The sequence below is a fragment of the Peribacillus sp. NPDC096447 genome (assembly GCF_044762725.1).
Classification (GTDB): Bacteria; Bacillota; Bacilli; order Bacillales; family DSM-1321; genus Peribacillus.
Map to the genome: position 1 here is coordinate 15,062 of NZ_JBIWEV010000016.1, position 17,873 is coordinate 32,934.

17 protein-coding genes and 1 pseudogene are annotated in these 17,873 nt (G+C 37.4%); 3 read left to right on the top strand and 15 right to left on the bottom strand.

The window, feature by feature from the left end:
* Window positions 1–29: 29 nt before the first annotated feature.
* Complete coding sequence (locus ACIQZD_RS25535) at window positions 30–1,070, bottom strand: homoserine dehydrogenase (RefSeq protein WP_402907502.1); 1,041 nt, start codon at window positions 1,068–1,070, stop codon at window positions 30–32.
* Window positions 1,067–2,317, bottom strand: coding sequence for a cystathionine gamma-synthase family protein (locus ACIQZD_RS25540; protein ID WP_402907504.1), 1,251 nt, complete (start codon window positions 2,315–2,317; stop codon window positions 1,067–1,069). Before ACIQZD_RS25540 ends, ACIQZD_RS25535 begins: the two co-directional genes overlap by 4 nt.
* A 768-nt stretch (window positions 2,318–3,085) precedes the next feature.
* On the opposite strand from ACIQZD_RS25540, the gene ACIQZD_RS25545 reads away from it, so the two are divergent.
* Entirely contained in the window at window positions 3,086–3,730 is a 645-nt protein-coding gene (locus tag ACIQZD_RS25545; protein WP_402907542.1) for a GntR family transcriptional regulator, read from the top strand.
* Window positions 3,731–4,545: 815 nt separating this feature from the next.
* Here the strand turns inward: ACIQZD_RS25545 and ACIQZD_RS25550 are convergent.
* The 6 genes from ACIQZD_RS25550 to hflX form a co-directional block, all read right to left on the bottom strand.
* On the bottom strand, window positions 4,546–4,935 hold the full coding sequence (locus ACIQZD_RS25550; RefSeq protein ID WP_402907507.1) for a hypothetical protein: 390 nt from the start codon (window positions 4,933–4,935) through the stop codon (window positions 4,546–4,548).
* Window positions 4,904–5,185: a hypothetical protein gene (locus tag ACIQZD_RS25555; protein WP_402907510.1), complete on the bottom strand. Its 282-nt coding sequence runs from the start codon at window positions 5,183–5,185 to the stop codon at window positions 4,904–4,906. The genes ACIQZD_RS25550 and ACIQZD_RS25555 overlap by 32 nt, the downstream gene beginning before the upstream one ends.
* Window positions 5,186–5,623: 438 nt before the next feature.
* Complete coding sequence (gene glnA, locus ACIQZD_RS25560) at window positions 5,624–6,958, bottom strand: type I glutamate--ammonia ligase (protein WP_034313424.1); 1,335 nt, start codon at window positions 6,956–6,958, stop codon at window positions 5,624–5,626.
* 36 nt (window positions 6,959–6,994) lie between these two features.
* Window positions 6,995–7,399, bottom strand: a complete 405-nt coding sequence (locus tag ACIQZD_RS25565) for a MerR family transcriptional regulator (RefSeq protein WP_101226049.1) — start codon at window positions 7,397–7,399, stop codon at window positions 6,995–6,997.
* Window positions 7,400–7,593: 194 nt separating this feature from the next.
* Window positions 7,594–8,862: a methionine gamma-lyase family protein gene (locus tag ACIQZD_RS25570; protein ID WP_402907515.1), complete on the bottom strand. Its 1,269-nt coding sequence runs from the start codon at window positions 8,860–8,862 to the stop codon at window positions 7,594–7,596.
* Window positions 8,863–8,874: 12 nt separating this feature from the next.
* Window positions 8,875–10,128 carry a GTPase HflX gene (hflX, locus tag ACIQZD_RS25575; RefSeq protein ID WP_402907518.1) on the bottom strand — a complete coding sequence of 418 codons (1,254 nt, stop codon included), beginning with the start codon at window positions 10,126–10,128 and terminating at the stop codon, window positions 8,875–8,877.
* Window positions 10,129–10,296: 168 nt separating this feature from the next.
* Here hflX and ACIQZD_RS25580 point away from each other — a divergent pair, with 168 nt between their 5' ends.
* The gene (locus ACIQZD_RS25580) at window positions 10,297–10,905 is read left to right on the top strand and encodes a trimeric intracellular cation channel family protein (RefSeq protein ID WP_350302074.1); all 609 of its coding nucleotides are present in this window, start codon (window positions 10,297–10,299) and stop codon (window positions 10,903–10,905) included.
* A 37-nt stretch (window positions 10,906–10,942) separates the two neighbouring features.
* Here ACIQZD_RS25580 and spoVK read toward each other — a convergent pair whose 3' ends face one another.
* The 7 genes from spoVK to ACIQZD_RS25615 form a co-directional block, all read right to left on the bottom strand.
* Window positions 10,943–11,899, bottom strand: a complete 957-nt coding sequence (spoVK, locus tag ACIQZD_RS25585; protein ID WP_137019802.1) for a stage V sporulation protein K — start codon at window positions 11,897–11,899, stop codon at window positions 10,943–10,945.
* Window positions 11,900–12,259: 360 nt separating this feature from the next.
* Entirely contained in the window at window positions 12,260–12,493 is a 234-nt protein-coding gene (gene hfq, locus ACIQZD_RS25590; RefSeq protein ID WP_034313436.1) for an RNA chaperone Hfq, read from the bottom strand.
* A 3-nt stretch (window positions 12,494–12,496) separates the two neighbouring features.
* Window positions 12,497–13,417 (bottom strand): tRNA (adenosine(37)-N6)-dimethylallyltransferase MiaA, encoded by a 921-nt coding sequence (gene miaA, locus ACIQZD_RS25595; protein WP_402907545.1) that lies wholly within the window; start codon window positions 13,415–13,417, stop codon window positions 12,497–12,499.
* A 367-nt stretch (window positions 13,418–13,784) separates the two neighbouring features.
* Window positions 13,785–15,107 carry a sensor histidine kinase gene (locus tag ACIQZD_RS25600; protein ID WP_402907524.1) on the bottom strand — a complete coding sequence of 441 codons (1,323 nt, stop codon included), beginning with the start codon at window positions 15,105–15,107 and terminating at the stop codon, window positions 13,785–13,787.
* Window positions 15,108–15,247: 140 nt separating this feature from the next.
* Entirely contained in the window at window positions 15,248–15,442 is a 195-nt protein-coding gene (locus tag ACIQZD_RS25605) for a hypothetical protein (RefSeq protein ID WP_402907527.1), read from the bottom strand.
* Window positions 15,435–16,148 (bottom strand): response regulator transcription factor, encoded by a 714-nt coding sequence (locus tag ACIQZD_RS25610; RefSeq protein ID WP_402907530.1) that lies wholly within the window; start codon window positions 16,146–16,148, stop codon window positions 15,435–15,437. Before ACIQZD_RS25610 ends, ACIQZD_RS25605 begins: the two co-directional genes overlap by 8 nt.
* Before the next feature lie 72 nt (window positions 16,149–16,220).
* Window positions 16,221–16,676 carry an SMI1/KNR4 family protein gene (locus ACIQZD_RS25615; protein WP_402907533.1) on the bottom strand — a complete coding sequence of 152 codons (456 nt, stop codon included), beginning with the start codon at window positions 16,674–16,676 and terminating at the stop codon, window positions 16,221–16,223.
* 976 nt (window positions 16,677–17,652) lie between these two features.
* On the opposite strand from ACIQZD_RS25615, the pseudogene ACIQZD_RS25620 reads away from it, so the two are divergent.
* A pseudogene (locus ACIQZD_RS25620) lies at window positions 17,653–17,873 on the top strand (DUF1641 domain-containing protein); the annotation flags it as partial.

Genomic DNA, 17,873 nt, shown 5'->3' on the forward strand with positions numbered 1-17,873 from the left:
CCAGCTTATTACTTGAATGGTGTACAAGATCAAAATTGCCCACGGCTCATATTGATTAAATCAATCAGAATAGAGAATCCTGTTTCTTTGCGACCAGCTCCGGCACCAATCAACGTAATCGGACCGGCTAAGTCACAGTTATACGTAATAGCGTTTTGTGCTCCCAGAACTCCAGCTAGAGGATCTGTATGAGGTATAGCTTCAGGGCCTACCTTTGCGAATACTTTATCACCATCCTTTTTACATTTAGCAATAAGCTTCCACCTTTTCCCTTCAGATTTTGCCCATTGAATGTCTTGCTGTGTAAGATGACTAATTCCTTCACATTCTACTTCCTCTCGTTTCATCGGAATATCCATTACAACATTAGCAAGAATAGTAGCTTTATACTGAGAATCATATCCCTCTACATCGCTGGTAGGATCTGCCTCTGCATAGCCAAGAGCTTGTGCCTCAATTAATGCATCCTTATAGGTCAATCCTTCTTCCATTTTGGTCAGAATATAATTAGTCGTTCCATTTAAAATCCCCCGCAATTCAAAAATATTATTTCCTGCCAATGAAACGAGAGGCATTTTCAACGCTGGTGTTCCACTCATAACAGTTCCTTCAAAGCCCCATCGCACATCATTCTTTTTGGCTAACTCAGCTAGTTCTTGGTATGCTAAAGAAACGGGACCTTTATTGCTCATTACTACGTTCTTTTTACTTTCAAATGCCGTCTTACAATGATCGATAGCGGGTTGTCCGGTTTTTACATCAGTGAAAGTAATCTCCACAATGGTATCCGCATTACTCTCAAGGATTGTCTTAAAGCTGTCCCATCCCCTTATCAACCCAGGGGTTTCAGGGTAACTCTCCAGCTTTCCCGTTTCCTTTACAGCTTGTAATACTTGAGAGATATCCAACCCTTCAGGGTGATAAAGAGAGCCCTTCATGACATCAGAAATAGCAACAATTTTAGCATCAAAGCCAAGTTCACTGCGTAAAGACTCACCTTTATCTTGTAAAATTTCTGCCAATCCTTGGCCGACTACACCAAATCCAAGCAATGCAATTTTTTGTGTCATATCCCCATACCTCTTCCATTATTAATATCTTTATTTGCAGCTACCGTTACTGGTAGTTGTGATTCCAAATGAGCAAAAGCTTGCTCTAAATCAGAAATAAGATCTTCCGTATCCTCAATTCCTACGGAGATACGAACCAAACCTTCCGGAATACCAAGAGCTTTGCGTTCTTCAAGAGTACATTCCACATGACTAGTAGTTCTTGCGGGTCCATATATAGTTTCTACAGCTCCAAGATTTCCGGCTTTATTTGCATATTGTAATTTTGGCAATAAAATTTTTATTGCATCCATCTCCCCTTTCAATACAAAACTTAATATTCCGCCGAAACCTCTCATCTGTTTCTTTGCAATATGGTGATGCGGATGCGTTTCTAACCCAGGATAATTGACCGCTTCTACAAGCTTTTGCTTTTGCAGATACTTTGCGATTTCCATTGCGCTCTTTTCTTGCTGACGTACTCGAAGTTTTAACGTTTTCATCCCTCTTAAAATAAGATAGGCTGACCAAGGATCCATCGTCGCTCCATTGATTTCTCGATAATGATAGACTTTTTTCATCAGTTCTTTAGATCCGCATACCACACCGCCTAATGCATCAGCATGTCCGCTTAAGAATTTAGTGGCACTATGAATTACAATGTCAACTCCTAATTGAATCGGATTTTGATTAATGGGAGTAGCAAAAGTATTGTCTATGATGACCAATGCCCCCACCGATTTTCCGGCTCTTACCATTCTCTCAATATCAGTAATCTTCATCGTAGGATTGGTAGGAGACTCCAAATATAAAACCTTGCAGCCTTTAGTCACTTCAGCTTCAATTTCTTCATGATTTCCTGTGTTGCATAACTGCACATCGACATCGAGATTCGGTAAGAATTCGGTAAAGATTTTATTGGTTCCCCCATATGTGTCTTTAACCGATATAACCCGGTCTCCCGGTCTTAAAAATGTATATAGCGTGCTGCTAATAGCGGCCATTCCTGATGAGAAACCAATTGCTGCTTCAGCTCCCTCGAGGATTCTTACTTTTTCCTCCAGAGCTTGAACAGTAGGATTTGCCATGCGGTTGTATATATACCCATGCTTATTTCCAATGGCCACTTCATGCCACTCGTCTATGTCATCGTAATTGTAGGCTACACTTAGCACCACGGGAACTTGAGTTGCATTGTAAGCAAGAGATTCTTTTTCTCCTGCCCATACAGCCTTGGTACCGTCTCGTATATCGTTTTGCTTACTCATGTTCTCTCACCTCTAATTTTCATAGCTTTTTCAGCTACATCTCTTTGTTGTTCGAATTTATATAATATATTGTATATTGTATATTAAATAGTTACTTTCTTTTCCGTACTTGTTATTTCTCCTTTTTTTATTGCTTAAATTTATTCTTTGCCATTTTTAAAATGATGCTTTATTAGCAACTTATAACAAAATTTTATTATATTGTATATTGTATATTGTATATTTAATGATTCCTCCTTTTCTTTATACTTGTCACCACTACCTTTTTTTACTTAAAATTACTTTTTACTATTTTAATATGAAGGTATTTAGTTAAAAAAGCTAATAACTCAGCATATTTTTTAGTTATATTATATATTGTATAATATGCTGAATAATCAGAAATATCATTCATATTATGAAATATAATACACTGGACTCTTCGCCATTTCAATGTTTTATTAATTTAATTTTAAAATTACCTTCAAATTAAAACAGCTAGTTTTTATAATGCTCCATATTCTATATACATGTAGCAGTCTTAAATGTTCGCCTTCACCCTCATTAAATTCATTTAAAAGGAGAAATTCTTATGTTCGGTTCCATTCGCTTCATGTTTCAACTTAGAGGCTGATAGTAATGAAAGTAATAGTGAGTTACTATATTACAAAACAGTAGTCCTATGAAGAATTTAGAAGCCGATGCTAATATAAAAATCAAGAATTTTCAATTTTATATTGTATATTGTATAATAGATGATATCAACTTTTAGCATAGGGGAGAAGGACTATCAAAAAGAGATACCAATCACTTAAAGACCATGTATATAATCATATAGCAGAAGAAATTCAGAATGGAACATTGCTTCCTAAGCATAAAATAAATGAAGTAGCACTAAGCGAGAAATTAGAAGTGAGCAGAACTCCTGTAAGGGAAGCTTTGATACAATTAGCCTCAGAAAATTTACTTGAGTATTTTCCTCGAAAAGGATTTATCGTTAAAGAACTTGATACAAATAAAAAGCTTGATGTTTTTCAAGTTGTTGGTGTGCTGGACGCCTTAGCAGCCTCATTATCTATAGCGCATATTACAGAAAGTGATATAGATCTAATGGAAAAGTTGGTTAAAAAAATTGACCTGTCAATTTCACAAAAACATTATTCAGATTATCAAAAATACCAAAATCAATTCCATAAAGTTTATATTGATAAGTGTAAAAACGATACATTAATAGACCTTCTTAATTCTTTGCAAAACAGTTTTGTTAGACAAATTTATTTGAGTAAAGACGAAGAAAAACTTTTTGCCGTATTAGAACAAATGAATGAACAGCATAAACAAATTATCCATTACTTTAAAAAAAGAGACAAAGAAAATTTAGAGCAACTTATTAAGAATGAGCATTGGAAAATATCTCATATTGATATGATATAGGTTATATGGTTCTGATGCAAAAATGATTTATTGAAGGAAAAGTAGTAACTTTCCTATCAACTTACAGATTATATCAGTGGCTGTTTGAAATGATTTTACTCCTAACATCGAAATTAAAACCCTGGTCTTGTTCTACAATGTTATTAAAATCCTAGATTTGACGAATTTGGATGCCTTCATCGGCATCTTATTCTCTTTTTTAACTTTTCAATATCTACAGGATAGGTTAAAATTTTATCCCTTTTTCATATAATAAACTCTCACTTCAGAAGTTATCTTTCCTAATTTCGAGAAAAATAGTCCAATTTTTTGAAGTGTAATAGCTCAATTGTTCTTCAACTAATCTGCCCCCGTTGGTTACATAAAGAAACTGCATTAAAGACAGCTCCGATCTTCAGCGAACGCACCCGTTAGCTATCCATGAATCGCAAAAATCGGCGATTCACCACAAAGAATGAAAATGGTTAGGAAGTGTCAATACTGATACTGACCTTAACCAGTCAACCCTAATCCATAGACTAATTAATTAACGCTCTCCTCTTTTTTTAAAACGATTGAGCAGGGTCTTCTTAAGTATTGTCATTTTTCATTTTTAAGGAAACTTATTTTTATGGTAGTTTAAGTGTAAATCTTCACATTTATATAGATTTTCTCGACAGCCTGTCTATACTATTGTGTCGTTTTCTTTATTCTTGAGATGCCAAGATAAACGAAGAAGATACTAATTCAATAAATTTAAAAGCCCTGCTATATATGCTAGCAAAGAGTTCATTTTTCTAAAAACCATTTGTTCATTAATATTTTTCTCTTAATTTTTAAACAGAAACGTAATTAGTTTTAGAACTGTTGAACAATACAACTTCATTATTTGATAACCACTTTAGTTCCCCTAAATGTCGTCTGAAAAGTAATTCATCTGGCTTCTCAGATGCCACCATTTTTTTTGCTATTTCTTGTCCGTTTTTATCCTTGACTATCAAATATATCTCACATAGATATAGACTGTGCTTAATAATAACTTCAGCTTTATAGTTGCGATTTGGGCTACTCTTTGGTTTCTTCCAAACATAATTAGTTTTGTAACCGGCTTCTTTCACACAGTTATAAGCATCATCGAATGGAGTGCTTTCCCAGTTATTCAGTTTAACCACTTTATCAATACCTTGCTTTAATTTATCTAGTATTACTTCTTTTTTTTTGGTCATCTAGTTTGAAAAATCCAACTACATCATAATGAATTTCCACATCGCAAAAACCATCTATAATAGTTAAATTCGGCTTTGGAGTTTCCTTTACACAGAAGATATTGATTTGTTTAATTTCAGTTGTATGAAACTTTGAGAAACATCTTTCGTAAAGAGATGTTATACATCTTGATTGAAAAGACAAGTTTTTATCCACTTCTGCAATTCCTTCATCATCATCCGAATATAAGAGAAAATGTTTTAAAATCATTATTTTTCATCACCTATTGATAGTTTCTAGACAAAGTATTGTTATTCCTCCTTCCACTAAACTTCCCCGATAGTTACATAAAGAAAGAGCTGCCTTGAAGACAGCTCTGATTTTCAGCTGACGCACCCGTTAGTTCATCAAGATTTTAATATCATCACCCTTATTTCCAATCATTTTCCAAAGAGAATTATTCTTTTTTCAGTTTCGTTTCTTGTTTGGTTAGGATTTTGTAATCCATGATGAATGACAAACCATCTATCAGAATCTGAATTTGAAATACTTGTTGGCAATTTAAGATCTACATTATTAATTAAGTCCAAAAGCTTCTATGACAATAGCTATAACTTCTCTTTTGAGTTGATAACTTCCTTAGATTTCATGAATGAATGCCCGAAATAGAAAAAACCCCTGACACCAGAGGTGCCAAGGGTTGAGATATTAATACATTGACATATATTGTTCGCGTTCCCATGGGTGAACTTGTGTACGGAACATATCCCACTCGATTTCTTTTGCTTCGACGAAGTGTTCAAGTAAATGTTCACCTAATGCTTCTTTGATGACTTCATCAGATTTTAATGTTTCCAATGCAGCATATAAAGTAGCTGGTAGATCAACGATACCTACTTCTTCACGTTCTTCTTTATTCATAACATAGATGTTGCGGTCAACTGGAGCCGGTGGAGTCAAGTCGTTCTTGATACCGTCAAGACCAGCTTTTAGTAGAACTGCAAGTGCCAAGTATGGGTTTGCTGCTGGATCGACACTACGTACCTCAACGCGAGTACTTACTCCGCGTGATGCTGGGATACGGATTAATGGGCTACGGTTTTTAGCGGACCATGCAACATAACAAGGAGCTTCGTAACCAGGAACTAGACGTTTGTATGAGTTAACAGTTGGGTTTGTTACCGCAGTGAAGCTTGGAGCATGCTTAATGATACCTGCGATAAATTGCTCAGCTGTTTTACTTAATTCCAATTTACCTTCTTTATCATAAAATGCGTTTTCGTTGCCTTTGAATAAAGAAACGTTACAGTGCATACCAGATCCGTTAACACCGAACAATGGTTTTGGCATGAATGTCGCGTGTAAACCATGTTTGCGGGCAATCGTCTTAACAACCAATTTAAATGTTTGGATGTTATCACAAGCTGAGATTGCATCTGCATATTTAAAGTCAATTTCATGTTGTCCTGGAGCTACTTCATGGTGGGATGCTTCGATTTCAAATCCCATTTCTTCAAGCTCAAGAACGATATCACGACGGCAGTTTTCTCCTAGGTCAGTAGGTGCAAGGTCAAAGTATCCGCCTTTATCGTTCAATTCCAGCGTCGGCTCGCCTGCTGCATCCAGTTTGAATAGGAAGAATTCAGGTTCAGGTCCAAGATTGAAATCTGTGAAGCCCATTTCTCTTGCTTCTGCAAGAACACGTTTTAGGTTAGCACGTGGATCTCCATCAAAAGGTGTTCCATCCGTATTGTAAATATCACAGATTAAACGTGCCACTTTACCTTTTTCGGAAGTCCAAGGGAAGATAACCCATGTGTTTAAATCAGGATATAGGTACATATCAGACTCTTCGATACGAACGAAGCCTTCAATGGAAGATCCGTCAAACATCATTTTATTATCAAGTGCTTTTTCTAATTGACTGACTGGGATTTCAACGTTTTTAATTGTCCCTAAAATGTCAGTAAATTGTAAACGAATGTACTTAACATTTTCTTCTTTCGCTAAACGAGTGATGTCTTCACGTGTGAACTTTGCCAATTTCTATTCCCCCTAATAATTCATAAATCATATTTTTTATTGGAAAAAACGGGACATATCCCCTTGTCTAAGAGATGTTCGATGCTTGCTTCCTTGTAAAAGCTCGGAACGCAGAAGCTTGCGAAGCTCCTCGTCACTAAGGTCATGCCTTATTTTTTCCGCTTGTTCTAATTCTTGAGTTTTAGGTAAATTCTGTTCCTTTACAGTGAAAATCTTTTTAATGCCGGCCAGATTGACTCCTTGTTCGATTAAATCTTTAATCTCAAGCAGTCGATCGATATCATTTAATGAAAAAACCCGACGATTTCCATCTGTTCTCATAGGAGTAATAAGTTGATGCTCTTCGTAATACCGAATTTGGCGTGCAGACAACTCAGTTAACTGCATGACGATTCCGATGGAAAAAAGAGGCATCGAACGCCGAATGTTGTTGCCGCTCATTCTTAGCATCCTCCTTTTATTTATCTATAGTAATCTTATATCATGTTATTAAACTTGTCAATATGATGTTACATTTTATGACGTGTTTTTTTCAGAAAAATTAAATGATTTTTACTACACAAATATTATGACTATTGTTTTTGCTGGAATCCAATTGGATCTGGATTCCCATTACATACCTAATTTAATTTCAATTACAATTGAATCAGCTTTTTGTCCATTAGCGCATTCACAGCAGTCAATACAGCTATTTTAACATGGGCATATGTCAATCCGCCTTGAACGTAGGCAACATATGGAGCCCTTGTCGGACCATCTGCCGTCAGTTCAATGCTGGCCCCCTGTATAAAGGTGCCCGCAGCCATGATTACATCGTCCTCATATCCCGGCATATAGGCAGGATATGGTGTCACATGTGAATTAATTGGTGATGCATATTGAATGGCCTGACAGAAGGCAACCATCTTATCCCGGTCATCAAATTGGACGGATTGAATCAAGTCAGTTCGCTTCGCGTCCCATTTTGGAGAGGTATTCATACCGAGCTTTTCTAAAAAGGCAGCTGTGAACATGGCCCCTTTAACAGCTTGGCCCACGACATGCGGTGCAAGGAAGAACCCTTGGTACATTTCCTGCAGACTATAAAGCGAAGCACCTGCTTCAGCCCCTATTCCGGGTGATGTTAACCGATAAGAGCAAGCTTCAACCAGGTCTTTTTTACCAACAATGTATCCACCGGTTTTCACTATCCCGCCGCCAGGATTTTTAATGAGTGAACCAGCCATTAAATCCGCTCCGACATGACATGGTTCTTGTGTCTCAACAAACTCTCCATAACAATTATCCACGAACACGACGATTTCCGGGTTAATGCCTTTGACAAAGGAAATCATTTCCTTTATTTCATCGATCGTAAAGGAAGGACGTGTAGCATACCCTTTCGACCGTTGTATACCGACCATCTTCGTATTTGGTTGAATGGCTTGTTTGACGGCTTCGAAATCAACGGTTCCAGTTTCCGCTAACGGAACGGCCTTATAGCTGATCTGAAAATCACGTAAAGAGCCGATGCCCGTTCCCCGGATACCGACGATTTCTTCCAAAGTATCATACGGCTTTCCAGTTATGTATAACAATTCATCCCCTGGGCGCAATATGCCGAAAAGAGCGGTGGAGATGGCGTGTGTGCCTGATATAATTTGGGGGCGCACCAATCCAGCTTCCGCTCCAAAAACATCTGCGTAAATCAATTCGAGCGTATCGCGGCCCATATCATCGTATCCATACCCTGTAGTAGGGATGAAATGGGAATCACTCACTTTATGTGCTTGATAACTTTGTAATACACGAAATTGATTTTCTTCGATTCGTTCGTCCACTTGCTTATGTAATGGAGAAATCATTGCTTCCACTTCCTGGGCAATGTTTTTCAACACTTCTCCATTTGTTAACTGCTGATACATCAAAATTCCCCTTTATAATGAATATTTCTCCAGCTGCCCGGTTATTGGATGATCAGCTAGACAAAAACCTTTGCATTCATATCTTTCCGATTCTTCATTAAAGGAGAGAGTGCGCAATATGGTTTCATTTTTCAGCTGTGATAATAGTTTACCCTCACTCGATGGCAGGAAAACATGATACGGGACCATTTCTTCAATCACGTACTTTTCAATTTCTTCCATGATTTCATTCAGATCCGATTGTTCATAGGCACTGATCATTAATGAAGCACGACTGGCTGACCTGACAAAATCAGCGTGAACCTTATCTTTCTTATTATACAACGTTAGCTGTGGAATGGAAGGGACATCTAAGTCATTTAGCAAATCCTGCACCGTTTTCTGATGATTAAAGTAATCTGTACTTGACGAATCCACCACATGGAGCAATAGATCCGCTTCTTTCACTTCTTCCAGGGTCGAGCGGAATGCGGCAATTAAAGATGTCGGCAAATCTTGAATGAAGCCAACCGTATCCGTCAGCAGCACGGTAAATCCGCTTGGAAGAATCGCCTTTCGTGTCATGGGATCAAGTGTAGCGAATAACTGGTTCTCTTCGTAAGAATCCGCCGCCGTCAAACGGTTGAACAGTGTTGATTTACCTGCATTCGTGTATCCCACAAGCGCTATTTGAAAGGTCTTATTACGTTTCCTTCTGTCACGATAACGTTCACGATGCTTCACTATGCCACTTAATTGTTGCTTGATTTCATCTATTTTCCCACGAATGTGGCGGCGGTCGCTTTCCAGCTTCGTCTCACCTGGTCCCCTGGTGCCGATTCCACCGCCCAGCCTGGACATTGCCGTCCCCTGTCCGACCAAACGCGGCAATAAATATTGGAGCTGAGCAAGTTCGACCTGCAGCTTCCCTTCCCTGGATCGCGCCCGCTGAGCGAATATATCCAATATTAGCTGTGTCCGGTCAATGATCCTTGCCTCCAATTGCTTGGAAAGGTTCCGGATCTGGCTCGGGGAAAGTTCATCATTAAAGATAAATAAATCCGGCTCAAGCTCCTCTTCCAGATTCTGAAGTTCCTCCACTTTTCCTTTTCCTATATATGTAGCTGGATCGACGCTTTCCCTTTTCTGGGTGATGGTCATTAAAACCTCACCATTCGCCGTCTTCGCCAATGAAGCCAGTTCCTCAAGTGAATATTCAAAACGTTCATTAGTCTCCGTTGTTTGACACCCAATCAAAACGGCCGTTTCCTTTATTGCTTCTTCCAAATTACATGCACCACCTTCGGGTAGATTTCAGTTAATCATAACAAAAAAATTGAATATATAAAAATTTCCTGAAAACGTAGCTTTTAACCGTTTTAAAAATTCCTATAACATGCTAAAATCAAATTTGGCTTTACCATCAAAATCAAAAAGACATAGAGGGACATTCATATGACATGGGAAGTATTAAGCTTCATAGGTACGATTGCATTCGCTATTAGCGGGACCATCATCGCCATGGAAGAAGAGTATGATATTTTAGGAGTTTATATTTTAGGAATAATTACCGCCTTTGGCGGAGGGGCAATCCGCAATCTGCTAATCGGTGTCCCCGTTTCAGCGTTATGGGATCAAAGTTTCTATTTTGTCATCGCTTTAGTATCCATCACCATCGTTTTTGTTTTTCCTACAAACCTTTCAAAGCACTGGGATAGATGGGGAAACTTCAGTGATGCCATTGGCCTTTCAGCCTTTGCCATCCAAGGGGCAATGTATGCCGTGGAACTTAATCATCCAATAAGCGCCATCATTGTATCAGCTGCATTAACCGGATGCGGCGGCGGGATTCTCCGGGACGTACTGGCCGGAAGAAAGCCATTGGTCTTCAGAAAAGAAATCTACGTAGTATGGGCCATCATTGCTGGCTTGGCCTTAGGCAGTGGTGTATTATCCCAGTCATGGCAGCTTTATTCGCTCTTTGCCGTCATCACGATATTGCGAGTCCTTTCCTACACCAACAATTGGCATCTTCCTAATAAAAAATGGGTGCCTAAAACATAAATTTGAAAAGCCCGCCATCTTGGTGGGCTTTTCCATGTCATTCTTTTTCATCATCCTCGAAAACCAAATCTTGGCTGGTAAGCGTCAGTAAATCGGATTTTTCAAATGAATCCTCCAATAAAAGCCGCATTGCCTGTGCCCTAATTGACTTTTCAAGTACATTGCGGATATAACGTCCGTTAGAAAATGAAATAGGTCCCCGAAATGAACGTAATATGATTAAATGTTCTTTTAATTTCCTTTCGGCATCCCGATTCATTAGATATTCCTTTTCCTGCAACATCCGATCGGCTATTTCCATTAACTGGTCAATTGTATAATCCGGAAAATCAATAACAAGCGGGAATCTGGAATGAAGTCCGGGATTAAGGCTGAGGAAATAATCCATTTCCCTCGAATATCCAGCAAGGATCAAAATGAATTCGTGCTGCCGATCCTCCATATGCTTGACAAGGGTATCTATGGCTTCTTTGCCAAAATCCTTTTCCCCGCCTCTTCCCAAGGAATAGGCTTCATCAATAAATAAGATTCCGCCAATGGCCTTTTTAATTAAATCCCTTGTTTTTTGGGCAGTATGACCAATGTATTCCCCGACCAAATCTGCCCTCTCCGCTTCAATTAAATGGCCTTTCGATAGTACATTCATTTTTTGAAACAACTTACCGATTAAACGTGCAACCGTTGTTTTCCCCGTTCCGGGATTTCCTTTAAACATCATATGCAGTGCTTGCCTGCCAGTCTTCAGCCCTTTTGCCTCACGTTGTTTATTGATGTAAATCCAGGCATATATCTCTTTTATCATCTTTTTCATTTCTTCCATTCCGACCAGCGATTTCAGTTCATCTTCAATCTCTTTCAATGCAACATGCTGGTGGGGGATTTCCTGCACCAAAATTTCTTTTATCGGTAGTTCCTTTTGTAGCGCTTTTCTGTTTTCCGCATTAAACACAATATTGATTTGCCCGTTATTTTTCATACGGATCGGTTGTTCCAATGCTTTCACCTCTCCATCTTGGACCCTTACTCTAATTCCACAAATTTTCATTGATTAATGATGGTCATAATTACCCCATCGGAAAATTCGATTATTTAAGCCGTATTCCCTTACTGAAAAGCGACTTATTCTGACAGAATTCTTCCCTTGGAGGATGTGTTACGACAATCTCCGTTCCCATTCACCAATTTATATGGGGGAATGTCATTTCTTGCGGTTTCCCGGAAAATAATCCGTCCCTAGATATATATTCAAAACAGGTACGTAAAATTATCGATTCTTTGAAAAAGAACAGAGAATTGCATGCAAAAAAAACAGGTCGCTATAAGCTAGACCTGTTTTTTACATTCATATATATGATTATTCCTTCACTTCGTAATCAATCTGAACATTACGTTGTGGAGCAAATGTAGAAATCGCATGTTTATAGACTAATTGCTGTTTGCCCTCCGATTCAAATAAAACGGTAAAATTATCGAACCCTTTCACTTGTCCTCTAATCTGGAACCCGTTTAATAAAAATACCGTCACATACGTACCATCTTTCCGTAATTGATTAAGAAACTGATCTTGAATATTTACTGATTGTTTCATGAACTAGTCCTCCTCTTTTCTCTCTAAATTTATGTATTCGCCTTCACTGAAAAGCTTTCCTGCTATAAATCCAGATATTTCATGTATTTTTTTTGGAAAACCCTCGAGATCGGTCATATCAAACCAATTTACATCCATTTTATTCCGAAACCAGGTCAATTGCCTTTTTGCATAACGACGGGAGTTTTGCTTTAATGTCTCAACCGATTCATCCAATGAAGCCATTCCATCAAAATAATCATAGATTTCTTTATAACCTATAGCCTGGATCGATTGGCAATCCCTCAAACCTTTTTCATGAAATGACTCCACTTCTTGAATCAGCCCTTCTTCTACCATGACATCAACTCGTTGATCGATGCGTTGATATAACTTTTCACGTTCCATTGTCAATCCAATGATGCACGTATCATATTTCAATTCTGTAGGCTGTTCATTCAGCTGTTCACTCATCGTTTTACCGGTACAATGAAAAATCTCAAGTGCTCTGATCACCCTTCTTACATTATTAGGATGAATCCGATTCGCGCTTTCCGGGTCAACGCTGCGTAATTGTTCAAAAACGGGATCAATTCCTAACTCCCTTACCTGTTTTTCGAGTCCCTCCCTATAAACAGGGTCGGATGGCGCCTCCGAAAATTGATAATCATAAATGACCGATTGTATGTATAATCCTGTTCCACCGACGATAATAGGGAGTTTACCTCTGCTTTGGATATCCTCGATACAAGCATTGGCTCGCTCCTGGAACTCTGCCGCACTAAATGGTTCATCCGGGTCTTTAATATCAAGTAAATAATGAGGAATTCCTTCTGTTTCTTCCCTCTTGATTTTTGCAGTCCCAATATCCATCCCTTTATAAACCTGCATGGAGTCTCCGCTAATAATTTCACCATTAAATAACTTTGCCATCTCAATGCTCATCTTTGTCTTCCCAACAGCAGTCGGTCCTATGATCACGAGAAGTTTTCCTTTTTGTTGTTTCACACTCTCACTGCCTTAAATGATTTTTTCCCTATCTTATCATAATCTCGATGAAAGCAGCTAAACATCTACCCATTATGTCCGTTTCAGGTACTTTTATTCAACTTTTCATCTTTATATCACTTAGATTGTTAGAGTGTAAAATACCGAAAATGCATTTGAAGCTCACAGCTCCATTTGCGGCACTGGAGAAAAATGAATCCCCTTCTCCTGATAGCAGGGGATTCTAATCCCGATAATAGAATCATAAAAAAAGGCATGATTCCTTCTGTATTTGAGAAATCATGCCTTTTTATCAATTTTTAATTTAGCCCATTTTTCCATTTACGGGTATGATCATCGTAACGGCCGTTTCTTTTTCCGAGGATTGTACATGAATCTCTCCATCATATCTGTTCACTAAGTCTTTAACGATGAACAATCCTTGTCCGCGAACTTTGCCCTTTTGTGCCTTTTTGGTTGAAAAACCGCTGGCGAATATATTCTCCATATCTAATTCCGAAATCATTGGTCCGGTGTTCGTTACCATAAACATATACTTTTCATCATCAGCTTTGCATGCAATATTCATTCGGCGTTCTTGCTCTGGCAATTCAATTGTTGCCTCAATAGCATTGTCGATAACATTTGATAATAATTTTATCAAATCGGTTGTTTTGACCCGATTGAAGGATTCGGGTGAAACATCGATTTCAATATCGATGTTATAATTCTGGGCCGAGAGCCTTTTCGTTTCTAACAGGACAGATAAGCCCGGATGAATCACATCCAATTTCATCGATTCAATCGAAAGCACTTCTTTTGAAAGACCTGTTAAGTATTCGAGTGCTTTTGCGTTCTCCTCTAATTTAAGCAGTCCATGTATCACCTGAATATGATTGGAAAAATCATGCCTTAATGAGCGGACTGAAGCAATGAGCGATTGAAATTCCGATTGATACGTATCTTCCGTATCCCCCACTTCACGTGTCAGTTCCTTTTGATACCATTTTTGAATGACAAAAAAGGTAACCAGCAGCATGATAACAAATCCACCATTATAAACAAGAATGGCAATGCTGCTTTTCAATACCTTGCCGTTAATGGCATTAATATCTTCTGCGCTCACATCAATGCCCAAAAATCCAATAATGTCGCCATCTTGATTTTTCATTGGCACTCCCACAGTCAAATACTCACCATATTCCGGATCTTCTAGAATCCCGGTAATGAAGCTTTTGCCTTCATACCCCTGTTTGACCTGCTCCGGCGGAACAGTACATGCACCACCGATAGGAAAATCCCCTTTATGATCTTTAGAAAACCCAGTAATCATGCACTTTGATACTCTCGGATTATCAATCAAAATGGTATAAACATATAATGCTCCTATTTTTTCACGGGCATCCTCTAAGTAAGCTTTTATATCCATATAATCCCGGCTCTTTACTTGGTTATTAAGAAAACGCTGATAGGCCTCCATATCCATCGAGTCGGCAATAGATCTAGCAGCTACCAAGTTTTGATTAGCAACGGATTTTTGCACAGAATTTTTAATGCTTAAATATGTTGAAAACATATTTAGAAGAATGAAAACAATCAATAAAAGAATGGTCAAATAAAGAAATGCCCTTAACTTTTTATTTTTCATAGGATTAAACTTACCTCATCTCTAGCAGCTAAAAGTTAACGAACCTATACTGAGTTTACTATATAAAGTGACATAGAAATAGAGAAAAATCTAATATTCTCTATAATTACAGGCATATAATACTATAATTAATCAAGTAATTAACAGTTCACCCAATATTTTTTAATAATAGCATCATAAACAACGCCAGAATAATTAAATAGATGATATTTGAAACCGATAAGTGATTCCCCGCTTCCAGAACGGCTAGTGCATAAGCAATAATAAGCAGGCTTACCAATAAAACGGTATAAAATATAAAATAAAGACGGTCTTTCATAAAGGATTTTAGCCACACTTTTCTTCACCTTGCACTACCTTTAGTCGATATCCTTTTCCCCTGCTGGTTGTTATGGCATGCTTGACGCGGATATCCTCAAGTTTTTTCCGAACCCTTGTAACATTGACGGTCAATGTATTGTCATCAACAAATGAATCATCATTCCATAATGCTTCAAGCAAATCTTCACGCGAGACAATGGTGTCATACTGTCGTAGTAAACAACTCAATAATTTCAACTCATTTTGGGTTAACGTTATCTGATTGTCTTGGTATTCGATCATCGCTTTTTCCGTATAAAGCGTTAATCCATCCATTTCCTTTATTTGTTGGTGAAATGAAGATATATCCGCATATTCACCGTAAACCCTACGTAGGACACTCTTTATTTTCGCCAGTACCACTTCCAAATGAAACGGTTTTGTTAAATAATCATCTCCCCCATATTCAATGGCCATGACTTGGTTCATTTCATCTGTCCTTGCAGATATGAATATGATGGGAACCTTTGAAACCGTCCTTATTAGCCGGCACCAATGGAAACCATCATAATAGGGCAGATTAATATCCAATAAAACCAAATCTGGCTTTATCTCTTGGAACTCCGCAAAGACTTGGTCCAGTTCCTTCACTTCAAAAACTTCATACCCATACCTTGTTAAGTAATTGACCAAGATTCCAGCTATTTTGGAATCGTCTTCAACCAATAATATTTTATACACCTTATTCTCCACATTAACATGACAATAAAAAACCTTGAATGGTATGAGCCAATCAAGGAGATTACAATAAAATTAGATTTCTTCCGGGATTTTCAATCCCTCAATGAAGGATTGAAAACTCGATGCAACTTTATAAATATTTTCATCCTGACTAGATGGATCCGAATACCAACCCTGATCCCAGAAGTAAACTCCCTTTTCCTCTTCGTTATCTATCAGCAAGATTTTACCTGCACATGTATCATTACCTATTATAATGCAATTCTTATGTAAGTCATCTCTGTTTTCTTCATGCCATTTCTGTAAATCCAGTTCTTTATCTTGAAGTTCTAATCCATAAAGTACATTTAAGCAAACGAGCGTGTCTAATCCATCTACATAAAACTTACTGTTTCGAACCGCAGTTGTGCCGCCATTATGCGTAAGGAGAAATTGTTTATAATCTGCTGGGATCTCAAAACCCACAAATTCCTGAAAATTATTCACTGCTTCTTGTTTCGCTTTTCCATATCCGGTAATATTAACCATTCTATCACTCCATTTCAGTTTATTGTAGTAAAATCAATTGATAATCTTATTCTATAAGGCTATTTCACTTGCTAATCGCTGCATATAAAATGGCCAGGTCCTACACTCCATTAATGGAGATCCTTTAAAAATAAAATATTCAATATTTCTAAGAAAATAATACTTTTTTTAAATATATTAACATAATTTTACTTTCCTTTTCAGTATTTTCTGATATATTTTTTGACAATTTCGTTTCTTTTCATTAAAAATCAGCTTTTTTAAAGGGAGTTTTTGTCGAAAAATCGATAAATCGAATAATTCGTAAATAAATCATGAGTTTTCGATGATATATCCCCATGTGCGAAGATATATTCCCAATTTCGCAGATAAAAATATTATTCTATAAAAAAGGCGCCCACTTCCTCTTCAAGGGTGGGCGCCTTTTACAACTCAGATAATTTTATAGTCATCATAAGTAATTAATAACCTGCTCATAGAAACTGTCTCAGCACGTAGCTTATTCTTATCACGACAATAAGCAATGATGGAACTATTGGGAATTTTAGCTGTACAATTCCATTTACTATATTTTTCATTGTACCTAGAGGATATTTCGATATTCTCACCACGGATCTTTAACATCCTGCGTTCTACCAAAGGCATCATCTCCAATTCAGATAATATTATTTACCCTAAATCAGATAAAATATTCTTGGGTCTCATTCAAGCATGGCATATTCAAAGATTATGGACATTATAGTGTTCTATATAATAGGAAATGAGAAAAAGGTATTATCATTAGAATAATCTTAATATTTTCTCGGAATATTAAGATAAATCTCCAAAACCACCTAATAACTCTTATTTATAACTATAATAATTATATTCGTATCACAAAAGAAATATTTGAAATTAAGAGATTAGAGTCGTATGATTAGTAGTATCGGCGGAAAACACATAAATCAAAATAAATAAGTTTAAAGGGGAATTAGATATGGTAGATGTAGTCACAAAACCTGAACATGAAACACTTAATATTTCTGCAAACCAAGAACAATTGGATATCCTAGATCAGCTTTTAAAGCCTGAGGTTCAGGAATCATTGAACACTTTAGTTGAGCAGTTACCAAAACTGACTGAGTTAGTGAATATTTTAACAAAGTCTTATGATTTCGCTCAATCGGTTGCGACTGATGATGTTTTGAAAAATGATAC